The sequence below is a fragment of the Mycolicibacter sinensis genome, from assembly GCF_001673565.1.
Lineage (GTDB): Bacteria > Actinomycetota > Actinomycetes > Mycobacteriales > Mycobacteriaceae > Mycobacterium > Mycobacterium sinense_C.
This window is the reverse complement of record NZ_LZMF01000010.1, coordinates 1-17,061: the sequence shown is the minus strand read 5'-3', so window position 1 is coordinate 17,061 and position 17,061 is coordinate 1. Positions and strand designations below refer to the sequence as shown.

The 17,061-nt window shown below is 70.2% G+C and carries 11 protein-coding genes and 3 pseudogenes; 8 read left to right on the top strand and 6 right to left on the bottom strand.

Features of this window, described 5'->3' with window-relative positions; all coding sequences use genetic code 11:
* The first annotated feature begins 62 nt into the window (after positions 1 to 62).
* A complete protein-coding gene (locus A5648_RS22290) occupies positions 63 to 209 on the top strand; it encodes an acyl-CoA dehydrogenase family protein (protein ID WP_342707234.1) in 147 nt (48 codons plus the stop codon).
* Positions 210 to 233: 24 nt separating this feature from the next.
* Here the strand turns inward: A5648_RS22290 and A5648_RS02180 are convergent.
* Both A5648_RS02180 and A5648_RS02175 read right to left on the bottom strand, forming a co-directional pair.
* Positions 234 to 1,004, bottom strand: a pseudogene (locus A5648_RS02180) (acyl-CoA dehydrogenase family protein); the annotation flags it as partial.
* Between the two features lie 55 nt (positions 1,005 to 1,059).
* A complete protein-coding gene (locus A5648_RS02175; RefSeq protein WP_065022979.1) occupies positions 1,060 to 1,965 on the bottom strand; it encodes an alpha/beta hydrolase in 906 nt (301 codons plus the stop codon).
* 88 nt (positions 1,966 to 2,053) lie between these two features.
* Between A5648_RS02175 and A5648_RS02170 the strand changes: the two genes are divergently transcribed.
* Entirely contained in the window at positions 2,054 to 3,286 is a 1,233-nt protein-coding gene (locus A5648_RS02170; RefSeq protein ID WP_065022978.1) for an alpha/beta hydrolase, read from the top strand.
* A gap of 45 nt (positions 3,287 to 3,331) precedes the next feature.
* Entirely contained in the window at positions 3,332 to 4,750 is a 1,419-nt protein-coding gene (locus A5648_RS02165) for a WS/DGAT/MGAT family O-acyltransferase (RefSeq protein WP_065022977.1), read from the top strand.
* Between the two features lie 3 nt (positions 4,751 to 4,753).
* Here the strand turns inward: A5648_RS02165 and fadD12 are convergent, their stop codons facing one another.
* Both fadD12 and A5648_RS02155 read right to left on the bottom strand, forming a co-directional pair.
* Complete coding sequence (gene fadD12, locus A5648_RS02160; protein WP_065022976.1) at positions 4,754 to 6,379, bottom strand: acyl-CoA ligase FadD12; 1,626 nt, start codon at positions 6,377 to 6,379, stop codon at positions 4,754 to 4,756.
* Between the two features lie 5 nt (positions 6,380 to 6,384).
* Positions 6,385 to 7,125: a 1-acyl-sn-glycerol-3-phosphate acyltransferase gene (locus A5648_RS02155; protein ID WP_234787261.1), complete on the bottom strand. Its 741-nt coding sequence runs from the start codon at positions 7,123 to 7,125 to the stop codon at positions 6,385 to 6,387.
* A gap of 162 nt (positions 7,126 to 7,287) precedes the next feature.
* Here A5648_RS02155 and A5648_RS02150 point away from each other — a divergent pair, with 162 nt between their 5' ends.
* The 4 genes from A5648_RS02150 to A5648_RS02135 all read left to right on the top strand — a co-directional run bounded on the left by A5648_RS02150 (position 7,288) and on the right by A5648_RS02135 (position 15,629).
* Positions 7,288 to 8,124 (top strand): arylamine N-acetyltransferase family protein, encoded by an 837-nt coding sequence (locus tag A5648_RS02150; RefSeq protein ID WP_065022975.1) that lies wholly within the window; start codon positions 7,288 to 7,290, stop codon positions 8,122 to 8,124.
* Between the two features lie 66 nt (positions 8,125 to 8,190).
* Positions 8,191 to 10,026 carry an acyl-CoA dehydrogenase gene (locus tag A5648_RS02145; RefSeq protein WP_065022974.1) on the top strand — a complete coding sequence of 612 codons (1,836 nt, stop codon included), beginning with the start codon at positions 8,191 to 8,193 and terminating at the stop codon, positions 10,024 to 10,026.
* Between the two features lie 206 nt (positions 10,027 to 10,232).
* Positions 10,233 to 15,095: a PGRS repeat-containing protein gene (locus A5648_RS24780; protein WP_165607286.1), complete on the top strand. Its 4,863-nt coding sequence runs from the start codon at positions 10,233 to 10,235 to the stop codon at positions 15,093 to 15,095.
* Between the two features lie 39 nt (positions 15,096 to 15,134).
* The gene (locus tag A5648_RS02135) at positions 15,135 to 15,629 is read left to right on the top strand and encodes a hypothetical protein (protein WP_065022972.1); all 495 of its coding nucleotides are present in this window, start codon (positions 15,135 to 15,137) and stop codon (positions 15,627 to 15,629) included.
* On the opposite strand, the gene A5648_RS02130 is transcribed toward A5648_RS02135, so the two are convergent.
* The gene (locus tag A5648_RS02130; protein ID WP_234787260.1) at positions 15,619 to 16,374 is read right to left on the bottom strand and encodes a hypothetical protein; all 756 of its coding nucleotides are present in this window, start codon (positions 16,372 to 16,374) and stop codon (positions 15,619 to 15,621) included. The two genes, A5648_RS02135 and A5648_RS02130, sit on opposite strands and share 11 nt — an antisense overlap.
* A 44-nt stretch (positions 16,375 to 16,418) precedes the next feature.
* A pseudogene (locus A5648_RS02125) lies at positions 16,419 to 16,880 on the bottom strand (aldehyde dehydrogenase family protein); the annotation flags it as partial.
* On the opposite strand from A5648_RS02125, the pseudogene A5648_RS22270 reads away from it, so the two are divergent.
* Positions 16,873 to 17,061: pseudogene (locus A5648_RS22270) on the top strand (aldehyde dehydrogenase family protein); the annotation flags it as partial. The pseudogenes A5648_RS02125 and A5648_RS22270 overlap by 8 nt on opposite strands.

The following is a 17,061-nucleotide window of genomic DNA, read 5'->3' as shown; positions in this document are numbered from 1 at the left end:
CGGCCGCGCGCCACGTCGCCGCAACCGCTGGTTCGACGGGTTCATGCGGCTGGCTCGCCGACCTGGCGCTGGCGCAGGCCTACTGCTCGGAGGCGTTCGTCTTCGTCGGCGCCACCAACATTCAGGTGCACGGCGGGATCGGGTTCACCTGGGAGCACCCCGCCCACCGGTATCTGCGCCAGCGCCAGGTCGGCGAGCCAGCCGCATGAACCCGTCGAACCAGCGGTTGCGGCGACGTGGCGCGCGGCCGACACCGCGGACTCGGCCTCCAACAGCATGTCGGCGCACATGTGCTTGACGGCCTGGAAGCTGCCGATCGCCCGGCCGAACTGGTAGCGGGTCTTGGCGTAGTCGCGGGCCATCTCCATGGCGTGCCGGGCCGCACCGGCCTGCTCGCCGAGCAGCGCCACCGCGGTGCGGTCCAGCGCCGTGGTCACCGCCTGCACGCCGCTTCCGGGCGCGCCGACCGCGGTGGCCGGGGCGTCGGCGAAGCGGACGACGCAGAGCCGGCGGGACGCATCGACCGTCGTCAACGGCTCCACGGTGACGCCCGGGCCGGCGGGATCGACGGCGAAAACACCCGGTCCGCTTTCGGCGGCGGCCAAGACGTAGAGCAGGTCGGCGGAGTCGGCGTCGAGCACGTATCGCTTCTCGCCGGTCAGCAGGGGCCGGTCGGCGTCACTGCGGGCCGAGGTCGCCGGTTCAGCGGGCGGGCGGGTCGAGTTACCCTCGGCGAACGCGACCGCCACCCGAGTCGTCCCGGCGGCGATCGCCGGCAACACCGCGGCACACTGCGCCAAGTCATCCAGGGCCGTAAGAAGATTCACCGCGAGCACCGCGGTCGACAGGTACGGGCCGGCGAACAGGACCCGGCCCAGCTCCTCGGCCACCACGCCCACCTCGACCGGTCCGGCGCCGGCACCGCCGTACTCCTCGGGCACCAGCAGCCCCAGCAAGCCCATCGCGGCCAGCTCGTCCCAGCCGTCGTCGGAGCGCTTGGCCATCAAGTCGGCGACCGTGCCGCGCAGCGCGCGCAGCTCCTCGGTACCCGCCACCGGATCAGCCTTCCCGGGTGAAGGCGTTGCGCAGGCCGGCGCACTGGCTGGCGAAGAACGACCGCGACACCGGTGCGTTCGCCAGCAGCAGATCGAAACCGTGGAATGCGCCGGCGATGGTTTCGACCTCGCACGGCACGCCTGCCTGCCGAAGCCGCTCCGCGTACGCCAGGTTCTCGTCGTGGAACAGATCCAGGGTGCCCACCCCGATCCAGGCCGGTGCCAGCCTGCTCAGATCCGCACGCCGGGCCGGCACCGCGACCTGCGGATCGGCATCGCCCAGATACGCCGTCCAGCCGAATTGATTGCTCCGCGGGCTCCACAACCGGTAGCCCGGATCAGCCGGTAGCTGCGCGCTGCGGTCATCCAGCATCGGATACACCAGCAGCTGCAGCACCGGTTGGACCTCGCCGCGGTCGACGGCCAGCTGCGCCAGGGCGGCCGCCAATCCGCCGCCTGCGCTGGCCCCGCCGATCGCCACCCGCGCCGGGTCGACTCCGGGCAGCCCGGCCAGCGTCGTCAGCCCTTCCCAGCAGTCCTCCAACCCGGCGGGGTAGGGGTGCTGGGGTGCGAGCCGGTAGTCCACCGACGCGACGGTGATCCCGAGTTTGTGGCTGAACCTGCGGCAGAGCCGATCGTCCTGGGCGGCCTGGCCGAGCACGTAGCCGCCGCCGTGGATCCACAGCAGCGCGGGTGCGGGGGCGGCGAACCCATGGTGAGGCTTATGTGGCCGAAAAATCCGGATGTTGCCGCCCGAGGGCAGCGTCAGCACCTCGATGCCGCGGGGCGTGCGACGGCCCTGGATGCCCGCGAGCGCTCGGATCATCGGCAGTGTCCGGGGCCCGATCCCGCCACGCGGCAGGAATCGGGCGGCTCTGCGCAGATCTGGATGGAACTCGGTGCTTACCATCGGCTCAGTATTGCCGGTGCCCGCTGCTTACGGCCGACAACCCGCCCGATTGTCGTTTACTCTCGGGCCAGCGCGGTACTCTCCCTTAATGACCGCTGCACCGCAGACCGGGCAGACCGGTTGGAACCTGACCGGTCGCCTGCGCTGGCTGAAGCGGGCCCGGCCCGCCGACTACCTGCTGGCTTTCAGCGTCGCTTCAGCTTCGCTGCCGGTGGTCGGGAAGCAGCTGGAACCCCTGGGCGGGATGACCGCGATGGGAGTGTGGGGCACCCGCCACATGCCGGAGTTCCTGTCCAGCGCGGCCAAAGCGTGGCTGACGCCGGGGGCCGCCACCGCCCGCAAGCGGGACCGCGAGCAGACCCAGGCGGTCTCCGAGGCCGCGTTACGCGGCGTCGTCACCGGCGCCGAGCTCGACATCGCCTGGCCGCAACCGGAGCAGGCCCCGCCGGTGTGGAAGGCATGGCAGCACCGGCGCCACATCCACCGTTCCGGCGTGCGCTACGGCAGTGACCCCGCCCAGGTGCTCGACGTGTGGGCGCCCCGAGAGCTGCCGACGACACCGGCTCCGGTGCTGATTTATGTCCCCGGCGGCGCCTGGGTGCACGGCAGCCGGATGCTGCAGGGCTACGCGCTGCTGTCGCACCTGGCCGAGCGCGGCTGGGTCTGTCTGTCCATCGACTACCGGGTCGCGCCGCACAACCGCTGGCCGCGCCACATCATCGACGTCAAGACCGCGATCGCCTGGGCGCACGCCAACGTCGACAAGTTCGGCGGCGACCGCAACTTTGTCGCGGTTGCGGGCTCCTCGGCCGGCGGGCATCTGGCCGCCCTGGCCGGGCTGACCGGCAGCCCAGTCGGCGATCGGGAATTCGCCGACCAACTCCCCGACGGCGCCGACACCTCGGTGGACGCCGTGGTCGGCATCTACGGCCGCTACGACTGGCAGGACCGGTCCACCCCCGAACGGGTCGCCTTCGTCGACTTCCTGGAACGGGTGGTGGTCGGCAGGTCGCTGCGGCGCCACCGCGACCTCTACCGCAAGGCATCGCCGATCGCGCGGGTGCATCCCAAGGCGCCCCCGTTCCTGGTGGTGCACGGCAGCGCCGACACCGTCATCCCGGTAGCGCAGGCCCGGGTCTTCGCGGACCGGTTACGGGCGGTGTCGCGCTCCAAGGTCGGGTACCTGGAGCTGCCCGGAGCAGGGCACGGTTTCGACATGACCGACGGCGCTCGCACCGGCGCGGTGAGCACGGCAATCGGGTTGTTCCTCAATCAGATTCACCGGGACCGCACCACTATCGGCGGCAAACAGGTCATCTGAGCGCCGCCCGCCGCGGTATGGTCCCTGCATGGGGATGGTGCGACGGTGAAGCGACTCAGCGGGTGGGACGCGGTGCTGCTCTACAGCGAGACGCCGAACGTGCACATGCACACCCTCAAGGTCGCGGTGATCGAGCTCGACGCTGACCGGCGCGGGTTCGACGTCGAGTCCTTCCGCCGGGTGATCCACAGCCGGCTCTACAAGCTGGATCCGTTTCGCTACCAACTGGTGGACATCCCCGGCAAGTTCCACCACCCGATGTGGCGGGAGAACTGCGAAGTCGACCTGAGCTACCACATCCGGCCGTGGTCGCTGCCCGCCCCGGGCGGTCGTCGCGAACTCGACGAGGCCATCGGGCAGATCGCCAGCACGCCGCTGGACCGCAGCCGCCCGCTGTGGGAGATGTATTTCATCGAGGGTCTGGCGAACAACCGGATCGCGGTGGTCGGCAAGATCCACCACGCCCTCGCCGACGGGATCGCCTCGGCGAATCTGATGGCCCGCGGCATGGATCTGTTGGGCGGTCCGCAGTTCGAACGGGATTCCTACGAAACCGATCCGGCCCCGAGCGGCGGCCAGCTGGTGCGTTCGGCGTTTCGCGACCACCTGCGGCAGCTGGGCAAGATCCCGGCGACCATCGGCTACACCGCGGCCGGCGTGGGGCGGGTCCGGCGCAGCACCCGAAAACTGTCCGCCGAACTGACCCGGCCGTTCACCCCGCCACCGAGCTTCATCAACCACATGCTCACCCCCGAACGCCGGTTCGCCACCGCGACCCTCGCACTGGCCGACATCAAGGCGACCAGCAAGCAATTGGGCGTCACGATCAACGACCTGGTGCTGGCCATTTCGGCGGGGGCGTTGCGCACCCTGCTGCTGCGCTACGACGGCAAGGCGGATCATCCGCTGCTCGCGTCGGTGCCGATGAGCTTCGATTTCTCCCCGGACCGGATCTCGGGAAACCGGTTCTCCGGGGTGCTGGTCGCGCTGCCGGTTGACGTCGAGGATGTGTTGGAGCGGGTGGAAAAGGCCCGGGAGGCAGCCAATCTGGCCAAGGAAGCCCACCACTTGGTCGGACCGGAGTTGGTCAGCAGGTGGTCGGCGTACCTGCCGCCGGCACCGGCGGAGTCGCTGTTCCGGTGGCTCTCAAGCCGCGACGGGCAGAACAAGGTGCTCAACCTCAACATCTCCAACGTGCCCGGCCCGCGGGAGCGCGGGAAGGTCGGCGGTGCTCTGGTCACCGAGATCTACTCGGTGGGGCCGTTGACCGCCGGAAGCGGATTGAACATCACCGTGTGGAGCTACGTGGACCAGCTCAACATCTCGGTGCTGGCCGACGGCGCCACCGTCGATGACCCGCACGAGGTGAGCACCGCCATGGTCGACGAGTTCATCGCAATACGCCGTGCCGCAGGGCTTTCCGAGAAGCTGACGCCGGTCGAGACGGCCATGGCCCCGGCCTGAGCGTCAGGCGCGCGCCTGCAACTCCCGCCGCAACACCTTGCCGGTGTTGTTGCGCGGCAACTCCTCCAGAATGGTGATCTCGCGGGGCACCTTGTAGCCGGCCAGGTTGTCCCGGACGTGCTGCTTGAGTTCCTCGGGTGTGGCGCAAGCGCCCGGCTCCAAGACGACGAAGGCCACCAGGCGCTGCCCGTAGTCGGCGTCGTCGACACCGATCACGGCGGCTTCGGCGACGGCGGCATGCTTGGTCAGCGCCTTCTCCGTCTCGATCGGGTAGACGTTCTCGCCGCCGGAGACGATCATCTCATCATCACGGCCGACCACGAAAAGCCTTCCGGTGTCATCGAAGTAGCCCAGATCGCCGGAGGCCATGAAGCCGTCGTGGAACTGCTTCGAGTCGCCACCGGTGTAGCCGTCGAACTGCGAGGAGTTCCGCACGAAGATCTGCCCGGTCTGCCCGATCGGGACGTCGGCGAAAGCGCTGTCCAGGATCCGGATCTCGGTGCCCGGTGCCGGACGACCAGCGGTGTCGGGGGAGTAGCGCAGGTCTTCGGGGGTGGCCAGCGCGATCATGCCGGCCTCGGTCGCGTTGTAGTTGTTGTAGACCACGTCGCCGAAGGCGTTCATGAACGCCGTCACCACGTCCGGACGCATCCGCGATCCAGATGCGGTGGCGAACCGCAATGACGTGCAAGGGTATTCGGCCCGGACCTCATCGGGCAAAGCCATGATCCGGTCGAACATCACCGGGACGACGCACAATCCGGTTGCGTCGTTGTCCTCCACCAGCGCCAGAGTGGCTTCCGGGTCGAACTTGCGCCGGGTGGCGATGGTGCACGCCATCGTCAAGGCCAATGCCAGCTGGGAGAACCCCCAGGCATGAAACATTGGTGCGGCGATGACGACGGTTTCCTCGGTGTGCCAAGGGATTCGGTCGAAGATGGCCGCAAGGTCGGCGATCCCGCCGCCGCCCCGCCCGGAGCGTCGTGCGCCTTTGGGCGTGCCGGTGGTTCCGGAGGTGAGCATGACCAGTTTGCCGGACCGGTTCGGTTTGGCCGGGCGCCGCCCGGTGTTGGCGTCGACCAAGTCGTCTATGGTCAGGCCGGCAATCGAGCTGTCGGTCCAACTGACTACCCGGGTGCACCCCGAGTCGACCGGCACGGCCAGATCCACTGCGGCGGTGAACTCCTCGTCGTAGCAGATCAGGTCGACGCCTTCACGGGCGACGACTTCGGCCAACGCCGGCCCGGCGAAGCTGGTGTTGAGCAACAACACGTCGGCGCCGATCCGGTTGGCGGCCGCCAGCGCCTCGATGAAGCCGCGGTGGTTGCGGCACATCAGGGCGATCGCCCGCGGCGTCCGGCCGGGCAGCCGCTGCAAACCGGCGGCCAGCGCGTTACACCGCAGGTCGAGCTCGGCGTAGGTGCATGTACCGTGCTCGTCGATGATCGCCGGACGGTCGCCGCACCGCTGGGCCGCTATGGCGATGCCGGTGGTGGTCGTGCCGCCCTCGCGGGCCGCCGCGGCGGCGATCCGCAGGTATTTGTCCGGGCGCATGGGCGCCAACAGTCCGGCCCGGGTGAACGTTGCCAGCATCGAGCCGGCCCGATTGAGCGAGTCGACCAGGGCCATCTCGCTCAGCCCAGGATCGGGAGGCGACGCTCGCGCGCCAGCTGGTCCAGGGCTTCCTGCATGACGGCACGCACGTGCGCGTCGACGACGTCGATGTCGGGATCCTCACCGAATTCGGCGACGATGTCGATCGGCTCGCAGACCTGCATGACGATCTTGGTGGGCAGCGGCAGGTTGACCGGCAACACCGCGGACAGGCCGAAGGGGAAGCCGAACGAGATCGGCAGAATCTTGACCCGCATCAGCTTGTCCAGTCGCAGCGCCTTGGCCAGGCCGGTACCGCGGGACAGGTAGAGCTGGCTCTCCTGGCCGCCGATCCCGACCGTCGGCACGATCGGCACGCCGGCGTTGAGCGCGGCACGGATGTAGCCCTTGCGGCCACCGAAGTCGATCTTGTTCTCCTCCAACGTCGGCCGGTAGACGTCGTAGTCGCCGCCGGGGAAGACCACCACCACGCCGCCGGAGCGCAGCGCCTCGTCGGCGTTCTCGTGGTTGGCCGGGATGAACCCGGTCTTGCGGAAGAAGTCAGCGGTGACGCCGGTGAAGATCAGGTCGTGGCTCAGCGTGTAGACCGGGCGCTCGTAGCCGAACGTGTCGTAGAAGCCGGTGGCGAACACCGGGACGTCCATCGCGAACAGGCCACCGGAATGGTTTGAGACCACCAGGGCGCCGCCGTTGGGGAACGACTCCAGACCCCGTACCTCGGCCCGGTGATAGCCCTTGATCAGCGGCCGCAACAGACCCATCACCCGCTCGGTCAGGCCCGGGTCCCACTTGGTGATGGGCCTGGGCACATCATCTGACCAGTCGTTGTCCGGTGTGTCCACCACGGGCCCCTTCAATTGGAACGTGTTCTAGTTTTGCCCATGCTACCGGCCCGGCCGGGGTGGTAGATAGCATCGGCGACAGTGAGAAGCTCTCGCGTCGATCTGACGGCGTACTTCGACCGCGTGCAATACCGCGGCGGCACCGAACCTACGTACGAGACAGTGGCGGCGTTGGTGGCCGCCCACGTCCGCCACATCCCGTTCGAGAATCTCGACCCGCTGACGGGTGTGCCGGTGAGTGACCTGAGTCTGCCGGCGCTGACCGCCAAGCTGGTGGTGCGCCGCCGCGGCGGTTACTGCTACGAGCACAACAACCTGATGTGCGGTGTGCTGCGCGAGCTCGGGTTCGCGGTCGACCGGCTGGCCGCGCGGGTCGTCTGGATGGCCCCGGACGGGCTGGACGGTCCGGCCCCCCCGCAGACCCACCAGGCGCTGGCGGTACGCATCCCGGGTGACGACGAGCCCTACCTGGTCGACGTCGGATTCGGCGGACAGACCCTGACGGCCCCGATCCGGCTGGTCGCCGACGAGGTGCAGTCCACGTCGCACGAGCCGTTCCGGCTGCGGGAGTACCGCGACGGCTACGTGTTGGAGTCGCTGATCGGCGAATGCTGGCGCCCGCTGTACACCTTCGGCGTGCAGCCGCGGCCGCTGATCGACATGCAGGTGGGCAGTTGGTACGTCTCGACCCACCCCGAGTCGAACTTCGTTGTGGGGCTCAGTGCGTCGTTGGTGACCGATGATGCGCGGTGGAACCTGCGTGGCCGCAACCTGGCCGTCCACGCCCGCGGCGGCACCGAGCGGGTGCGCTTCGCTGACGCCGCGCAGGTCTGTGCGGCGTTGACCGAGCGGTTCGGCATCGACTTGACCGGCCTCGGTGACGTCGAGGCTCGGGTGGCGCAGGTTCTCGACAGCTGAGCTGGCGCCGGCCCGGATGCGCTGAAACGCCGGAAGTCGCGGCGGGTCTAAGAGCATGCTTGACCCATGGGTCATTACAAGAGCAATGTCCGCGACCTGGAATTCAATCTCTTCGAGCTGCTCGGGCTGGAGCAGTGTCTGGCAGACGGCGCCTTCGGTGACCTCGACGGCGACACGGTGCGCCAGATGCTGGCCGAAGCCGCCCGGCTCGCCGAGGGGCCGGTGGCCGAGTCGTTCGCCGACAGCGACCGCAATCCGCCGGTGTTCGACCCGGCCACTCACACCGTGACGCTGCCTGAGCCGTTCAAGGCGTCGCTGCGGGCCTGGCAGGAGGGCGAGTGGTTCCGGATCGGCCTGACGGAGGACGTGGGCGGCGTGCCGGCGCCGTCGATGGTGTCCTGGGCGATCAACGAACTGGTGCTGGGCGCCAATCCAGCGGTGTTCATGTTCATGGCCGGCCCGATCTTCGCCAACATCCTCTACGGCCTGGGTAATGAGCAGCAGCGGCACTGGGCGGCCATGGCGATCGACCGGAACTGGGGCGCCACCATGGTGCTCACCGAGCCCGATGCGGGTTCTGATGTGGGTGCCGGCCGGACCAAGGCAATCGAGCAGCCCGACGGCAGCTGGCACATCGACGGCGTCAAGCGGTTCATCACCAACGGCGACAGCGACGACCTGTTCGAGAACATCATGCACATGACGCTGGCCCGTCCCGAGGGCGCCGGGCCGGGCACCAAGGGGCTCAGTCTGTTTCTGGTGCCCAAGTACCTGCCCGATCCCGAGACCGGCGAGCCCGGTGAGCGCAACGGGGTGTTCGTCACCGGCTTGGAACACAAGATGGGGCTGAAGGTTTCGACCACCTGCGAGCTGACCTTCGGCCAGCACGACGTCCCGGCGAAGGGCTGGCTGGTCGGTGACACCCGCAACGGCATCGCCCAGATGTTCCACGTCATCGAGTACGCACGAATGATGGTGGGCACCAAAGCAATCGCCACGCTGTCCACCGGATATCTCAATGCGCTGGAGTACGCCAAGACCCGTATCCAGGGAGCCGACCTGACCCAGATGACCGACAAGACCGCGCCGCGGGTGACGATCATCCACCACCCGGATGTGCGCCGTGCCCTGATGATGCAGAAGGTCTACGCCGAAGGGATGCGAGCGCTCTACCTCTACACGGCAGCCCACCAGAACCCGGATGTCGCCATGCAGGTGTCGGGCGCCGACGCCGAGATGGCCGAGCGGGTCAACGATCTGTTGCTTCCGATCGTGAAAGGGGTCGGCTCGGAGCGGGCTTATCAATACCTGACCGAAGCGCTGCAGACCTTCGGCGGATCCGGCTTCCTGCAGGACTACCCGATCGAGCAGTACATCCGCGACGCCAAAATCGACAGCCTCTATGAGGGCACCACCGCCATTCAGGCGCAGGACTTCTTCTTCCGTAAGATCGCCCGTGACCGCGGCCAGGCGTTGGGGCATCTGGTCGCCCAGATCGATGCGTTCCTCGACAGCGGAGACGCGCGCTCGGAGCTGGCTGACTCCCGCAAGCTGCTGGCCTCCGCCCTCGACGACGTGCGGGCGATGGCCACCACCATGACCGGCTACCTGCTCGGTTCGCAGCAGGACTCCCGCGAGCTCTACCGGGTCGGCCTGGAGTCGGTGCGGTTCCTGCTGTCCGTCGGGGACCTGGTGATCGGCTGGCTGCTGTTGCGGCAGGCCGAGATTGCGCTGGGCGCGCTGGATGGCGAAGTCGTCGAAAGCGATCGGAATTTCTACCGCGGAAAGATCACCGCCGCAACGTTTTTCGCCGCTACTGTGCTGCCGAGACTCAGTGTGGAGCGGCGCATCGTCGAAAATGATGACCTAGCTGTGATGGAGCTGAGCGAGGACGCTTTCTAGCACTCACCCGGCCGGTTGATTGCAAACGCAATCGGCGGTTCGCCTTGTTGGACCGTCGTCCTTGGTCGTAGATTCGCCGTTCACTTTTTCGGCGTGCGCCACGCGGAAAAACGGGAATGCAAGAAATTACGGACAAGCTGTCTTATTGACGCTAGCGTAAACGCCACCTGAGTTTCCTGAGCGTTTCCGTTAGAGAGGGCTGTCCAATGGCTGAGATTCGTCGTCGTGGGGGCAAGCGCAAGTCGGCTCGGAGGCGGGTGATCGGTTCCGCGGCATCTGTAGGGGCTTTCCTGTCATTCGGGTTGGGGCCGCTCGCGGTGGCCCCGGCGGCCAACGCGGATTTCGAGGATTTCCTCAATGACCTCTTTGACCCCAGCGCCTGGGGCAATCTCTCGACGGACTTCAACGGCCTGTTCACCGTGGACTCGAGCGTCGGTGCGGCCGATGACAGCGGTGCCGAGTGGGCCCAGATGTGGGACACCTACTTCTACGCCCCGTTGCACGACAGCCTGCAGGACTGGATCAATTCTGACTTCGGCTCGCAGGTCAACGGCGTGATCAACCAGTTGTTCGCACCGCTCACCGAGGGCTTCTGCGGGATCATCTGCAACGGTGCCGACGGCACCGCCGAGAGCATCAACGGCCAGGCCGGCGGCCTGTGGTTCGGCGACGGTGGCGACGGCTGGTCCTCGAACCTCGAAGGTGTCGCCGGCGGTAACGGTGGCCATGCCGGTGGTATCGGTGACGGCGGCGACGGTGGCGCCGGTGGTTTCGGCGCCGACGGTGGCAATGGTGGCCATGGCGGGGAGATGTGGGGCAACGGCGGTGATGGTGGTGCCGGCGGTGCCGCCACCGCGACCCTGGCGGCCGGTAACGGCGGCATCGGCGGCAGCTCGGGTCAGGCCCAGGACTTCTTCGGCATGGGCGCCATCGGCAACGGCGGTGACGGCGGCGTCGGCGGCGCGGGCTGGAACGGCACCAATGGCACCACCGGCAGCACGGCCGGCGCCAGTGGCGGCAACGGGCTGGCCGGCACCAACGGCGGTAATGGCGGGGCCGGTGGTGCCGGTTCGTCGATTCTGGGTCTGGGCGGCAACGGTGGCGCCGGCGGTGCCGGCGGTAACGGCGGCAACGGCGGGGCTGGGGCGACCGGGGCAGCCGGGACCTTCGATGACAACGGGGATGGGAGCGGCGGCACCGGTGGCAACGGCGGTGACGGTGCGCTCGGCGGCAACGGCGGTAAGGGCGGCGCGGCCGGTATCGGCGCGTCGCTGTTCGGCGCCGGCGGCACGCAGGGAGTCGGTGGCAATGCCGGCAACGGCGGGGCCGCCGGAGTGGCCGGTGACGGTGGTGCCGGCGCGGCCGGGACCGCCGCGCACGTCGACGGCGGTAACGGCGGCCAGGGTGGCGACTCGGGCACCGCTGCGGCTGCGGGCAGTGCCGGCACGGGTTCGACCAACGGCAACGCCGGCACCGCCGGTGCCGGGCCGACCGGCGGAAACGGCGGCGTCGGTGGTAGCGGCTATGACGCATCGACGGGCACCGTCGCCGGTGCCGTCGGCGGCAATGGCGGCCTTGGGGGTGACGGTGGCGCCTACGGCAACGGCGGTGACGGCGGAACGGGCGGCAGGGGCGCCAACGGTCTGGTCGGCGACGCGAGCATCGGCACCGATGGCACCACCGGCGGCGCGGGCGGTACCGGCGGTGCGGGCGGTCTCGGCGGTTCGATCGCCGGCAATGGCGGCAACGGCGGTGTCGGCGGCGCGGGTGGCACCGGTGGCGCCGGCGGCAGCGGCACCAACGGCAATGACGGCACCAACGCGGCTGCAGACAGCGGTGCCGACGGCGGGAACGGCACCGACGGCACCGACGGCACGGACGGCGGCAATGGTGGTGCCGGTGGCGCCGGAGGTGTCGGTGGCACCGCTGCCCATGGCAACGCCGGCAGCGACGGCGCCGGCGGCGTGGGCGGCGACGGCGGCGCGGCCGGCAACGCCGGTAACGGCGGCAACGGCGGCAACGGCGCCAACAGTCTCACCGAGCTCGTCGGCGGCAAGGGCGGCAACGGCGGCCAGGGCGGCGACCGCGGAACCGCAGGCACTGGCGGCCAGGGCGGCCTGAGCGGTGACAGCCAGACCCGGTCTGCTGACGGTGCCGACGGTGCCGCCGGGACCGGCGGAAACGGCGGAAACGGCGGCGATGGCAGCGGCGGCCAGGTGATCACCGTCGGCGGCGTGCAGATCGTTCAGAACGGCGCCGACGGCGGCGCCGGCGGTGCGGCCGGGGCGGAAGGCACCGGCGGTGCCGGCGGCAACGGCGGTGCCGGCGCGAATGGCACCAGCGGCAGCACCGACCCGGTGACGGGCGACGGCACGGCTGGTCTGGCCGCCGGCAACGGCGGTAGCGGCGGTGCCGGCGGTGCCGGCGGCACCACGTCGGGCGACGGCGGCGCGGGCGGTAACGCCGGTGCGGGCGGCAAGGGCGGCAATGGTGGCGCCGGCGCGGACGCCGCTGCCGACAGTGGACTCTCCGGCGGTAACGGCGGCGACGCCGGGGCCGGTGGCGCCGGTGGAGTCGGTGGGCAAGGCGGCTCGGCGACCAATGGCAACGGCGGCTCCGGTGGCAACGCCGGGGCTGGCGGTGATGCCGGCACTGCCGGAGCCGGTGGCGACGGTGCCGGTGGCGGCGATGGAGTCGTCGCCGGTAACGGTGGCGATGGTGGCGGCGGGGCTGTCGGTGGCAGTGCCGGGACGGCGGGTGCAGGCGGCAGCAGCGCCGGTGGTGGTAACGCCGGCAATGTCGGTGACAGCGCTGCCGACGGTGCCAACGCCGACGGTGGTACCGGCGGCAACGGTGGCGATGGTCAGGTGGTTGACATCGGCGGTGTGCCGGTCTCGCAGGCCGGTGGCGACGGCGGCGCCGGTGGTGCGGCCTCGACCGTCGGCAACGGGGGTGCCGGCGGTAATGGCGGCACCGGCGCCGATGGCGTTGACGGTGGCACGGATCCCAACGGCATCGGCACCGCCGGAACCGACGGCGGGGCCGGCGGCGCGGGCGGAACCGGTGGTGCCGGCGGCACCACCTCGGGTAACGGCGGAGTCGGCGGGCACGGCGGTGACGCCGGAGACGGCGGCGCTGGTGGACCTGGCGCGAACGACACCAACGGCGGTGCCGGTGGCGCAGGTGGTAACGGCGGTGCGGCCGGTGATGGCGGTACCGGTGGCACGGCCACGCAGGGCACCGGCGGCGCCGGTGGGGACGCCGGCAACGGTGGTAACGGCGGTACGGCCGGCAATGGCGGCGACGCCACCGACCCGGGCGGCATCGGCGGTGCCGGTGGCACCGGCGGCAACGCGGGCAATGCCGGCGACGGCGGCACCGGTGGTAGCGGTTCGGTCGGCGGTGGCGACGGCGGCGACGGCGGTGACCGCGGAACGGCGGGCTCCGGTGGTTCCGGTGGCACCAACGGCGACGGCAGCACGGCTGCGGACGGCGACGACGGCGCGGAAGCCTCCGACGGCGGTGACGGCGGCGCCGGCGGGGTGGGTCTGGACGGCCTGCTTATCACCAACACCGACGGCAGCGTGACTGCGCAGGCCGGCGGCACCGGCGGTGACGGCGGCAACGCCGGCCGGATCGGCAACGGCGGCGTCGGCGGTGATGGCGGCAAGGGTGCCTCTGGGTTCGGCGACGGTGGCGTCGGCGGCGCGGGTGGTGACGGCGGCAACGGCGGGTCGGGGGGCACCGAATCCGGCGACGCCGGCAACGGCGGCAACGGCGGCGACGGTGGCACCATCACCGGTGCCAACGGCGCCAACGCCGCGGCGGGTTCCAACGGCAATGGCGAGGACGGCGGCGACGGCGGCAACGGCGGTGTCGGCGGCAACGGCGGCGATGGCGGTAGCGCGGCCCACGGTGCCGGTGGTCTCGGCGGCAACGCCGGTAACGGCGGCGATGCCGGCAACGGCGGCAACGGCGGCAACGGTGCCGGCGGAAATTCGCTCAACAACCAGATCGACGGCCCGGCCGGTAACGGCGGCAACGGCGGTGACGCCGGCCAACTCGGTGGCGCGGCCGGTACCGCAGGCCACGGCGGAACCGGGGCAGACGGCAAACCGGCCGCCGATGGCCAGGCCGGGGCGGCCGGCAGCGACCGGGCCAATGGCGGCGACGGCGGTAACGGCGGCACCGGCGCCAACAGCCGGACCGGGTTTGTAATTGTCGACGGGCAGCGTGTGCCCCAACTGTTGTCGATCGCGCAAGAAGGCGGCGCGGGCGGCCACGGAGGCAATGCCACCACTCTCGGTGACGGCGGGCGCGGCGGTGACGGCGGCAAGGGCGGCGGCATCGGCCTGGGCGGCATCGGTTCCTTCAACATCACCGGCAAGGACGGCGGCGTGGGCGGTATCGGCGGCAACGGCGCCGGTGATGGCGGTCACGGCGGTGGCGGTGGCATTGGTGGCAACGGCGGCGGCACCAGCGCCAGTTCGAACAATCAGAATTTCGTCCTGGGCAATGGTGGGGCGGGCGGCGCGGTCGGCATCGGTGGCGTCAACGGCACCGGTGGTGACGGCGGCAGTGGTGGCACCGGCGGTACCTACCCGTCGCAGGGCGGGATCGGCGGCACCGGCGGCGGCGGCGGTGCAGGTGGCACCGGCACCAACGGCGGCACCGGCGGTGGTGGCGGCGGCGGTGGTGGCGGCGGGGCCGGCGACCACGGCGCGACTCCGATCACCAGCACGATCTTCGGCCACGGCGGAGCAGGCGGTGTCGGCGGTGCAGGTGGTGACGCCGATGGAGCCGGGGTTGTCGGCGGCGCCGGCGGGACCGGTGGTGTTGGCGGTGTCGGCGTCGCCAGCGATCCGCAAAGCGGAATCGGAACCGGCGGTACAGGCGGCGCGGGCGGAGCGGGTGGTCTGGTCGGGCCGAACGGCAACGGGGCCGGCGGCACCGGTGGAGCCGGCGGCAGCGGCACCAACGGCGCGACCGGCGGCGACGGCACTGCCGGCACCGCCGGCCAGGCCGACGGCACCCCCGGCTCTGCGGGCACCCCGGGGCCGAACCAGTAGCAGAGCTGATCCACCGCCCCGACCACTACGCTCGGGGCGGTGGAGCTCTACACCCGCCGCTACGGTCTGCCCGACCACGGCTACGCGATAGTCCGCTGGGCCCACGAGCTGGCCAAGGGGCGCGGCGCGGTGGTGGTGGAGCCCGACGTAGAGCGGATCCGGCGACCCGACGGCGCACTGGCCTTCGGCGACGCCGCATCGTTCAAGACGGTGCCGGACGGCCCGCTGTCGGTGCTGCGCGAGCTGCTGGATCTGGAGGCGCGGGAGATTCGGGCGTGGAGCAAGGCCGGGTTCGCTCGGTTCCACAAGCGCAGCGCCGCCAGGCAGGTCGACCGGATCTGCCGGGCGCAGGGCAGCGACGCCGCCGTCGACTGGGTGCTGGCCAACGCCACCACCGACGCCGTCGACCTCGGCGAGCTGCGAGACCGGCTCGGCGTGCGGCTCTATACCGCGGGCGGATTCACCGAGGACTTCTATCGGGCGCAGGTGGGGCGCTGCATCGAGCACCGCCGCCGGCAACAACTCAACCGCTGAGCTGTCGAACCTTGTAGGTCGACGGCCACGACACCCGGGTCTCGTCGCCGACCAATGCCGTTCCCTTCGCGCCGACGGTAACGTTGTACGCCTCCTGGCCCGGGCCGACTTCGCGGTTGGCGTGTTCTTGGGCCAGGTAGTACAGCTGATCGATCTCCAGGTCGACGAACGCGACGAAACTGGTCTTGCGCACCGCGTCGCCGAAGCCGGCGGTCATCCGGTCGGCCACGATGGCCGACGCGATCGCCGCCGCGGCCAAGATCCCGAACGGAATCACCCAGGAACACAGGTAGGTCAGCGGTGTCTCGGCGTCGCTCCGCAGGATCGGTGAAATCAGCGCCGACACCGACATGGCCGCGAGCGCACTCAGCCAGAGCCAGGTCAGCCGGTTCACGACCGGAGCGAACAGCTCGGTCTGCACCACCGCTGCGGGCAGATCCGCCTTCACGACGGCTTCCACCACGGATTTGCCCAGCACCCTGCCGGCGAGCAACGTCGCGAGCAGGCCGGCGAAACTCAGCGGCAGCACCCACCGCTGCGCGCAGCCCAACGCCAGCGGTGGCGCTGCCAGCACCGCGAACGTCGCGATGGCTCCGATCCCCACGAACCGTGCCGAGGGCTCGCGGCCGATAACCACCACGGCGACCGCAACGGCCAGCGCCACCACCGCCGCGATCAGCAGCGGCGTATTCCCCATCAGCACCCAGTACACGGCCCAGGGGGTAAACCACAGTCGCGCGCCCACGGACGGCAGTATATGGGCTTACCGTTGTCGCAACGGCAACGCGCTCAGCTGTCGAGTGTGTAGCCCATCGGCATCAGCACGCTCTTCTGCTGGGTGAAGTGCTCGACGCCCTCTTTGCCGTTCTCCCGGCCGATGCCGGAGTTCTTGTAGCCGCCGAACGGGCAGCACGGGTCGAAGGCGTACCAGTTGATCGCGTAGGTCCCGGTGCGGATCTTCTGCGAGATCTCGATCCCGCGCGGGACGTCGGAAGTCCACACACTGCCGGCCAGCCCGTACACCGAGTCGTTGGCGATCTTGATCGCGTCGTCCTCGGTGTCATAGGCGATGATCGACAGCACCGGGCCGAAGATCTCCTCCTGGGCGATGGTCATGGAGTTGTCGACGTCGGCGAACACCGTCGGCTGCACGAAGTAGCCGCCCTCCAGGCCCTCGGGACGGCCGCCGCCGCACACCAGCCGGGCACCCTCCTCGATGCCCTTGGCGATGTAGCCCTCGACCCGCTCGCGCTACGAGGAGATCGTGGAGGCGGTCAAGAACTTCGTCACCGCCATGCCGGTCGGGGTGCCCAGTGATCCGGGCGCGCAGGTCGGCGCGTTGATCAGCGAGAAGCAGCGCGAGCGGGTCGAGGGCTACATCGCCAAGGGCATCGAGGAGGGTGCCCGGCTGGTGTGCGGCGGCGGCCGTCCC

Excerpts from the sequence above, each read along its gene's own strand:
- A5648_RS02175 (WP_065022979.1), bottom strand. The coding sequence starts at position 1,965 with ATGGTAAGCACCGAGTTCCATCCAGATCTGCGCAGAGCCGCCCGATTC.
- A5648_RS02170 (WP_065022978.1), top strand. The coding sequence starts at position 2,054 with ATGACCGCTGCACCGCAGACCGGGCAGACCGGTTGGAACCTGACCGGT.
- fadD12 (WP_065022976.1), bottom strand. The coding sequence starts at position 6,379 with ATGGCCCTGGTCGACTCGCTCAATCGGGCCGGCTCGATGCTGGCAACG.
- A5648_RS02155 (WP_234787261.1), bottom strand. The coding sequence starts at position 7,125 with ATGGGTCTGTTGCGGCCGCTGATCAAGGGCTATCACCGGGCCGAGGTA.
- A5648_RS02145 (WP_065022974.1), top strand. The coding sequence starts at position 8,191 with ATGGGTCATTACAAGAGCAATGTCCGCGACCTGGAATTCAATCTCTTC.
- A5648_RS24780 (WP_165607286.1), top strand. The coding sequence starts at position 10,233 with ATGGCTGAGATTCGTCGTCGTGGGGGCAAGCGCAAGTCGGCTCGGAGG.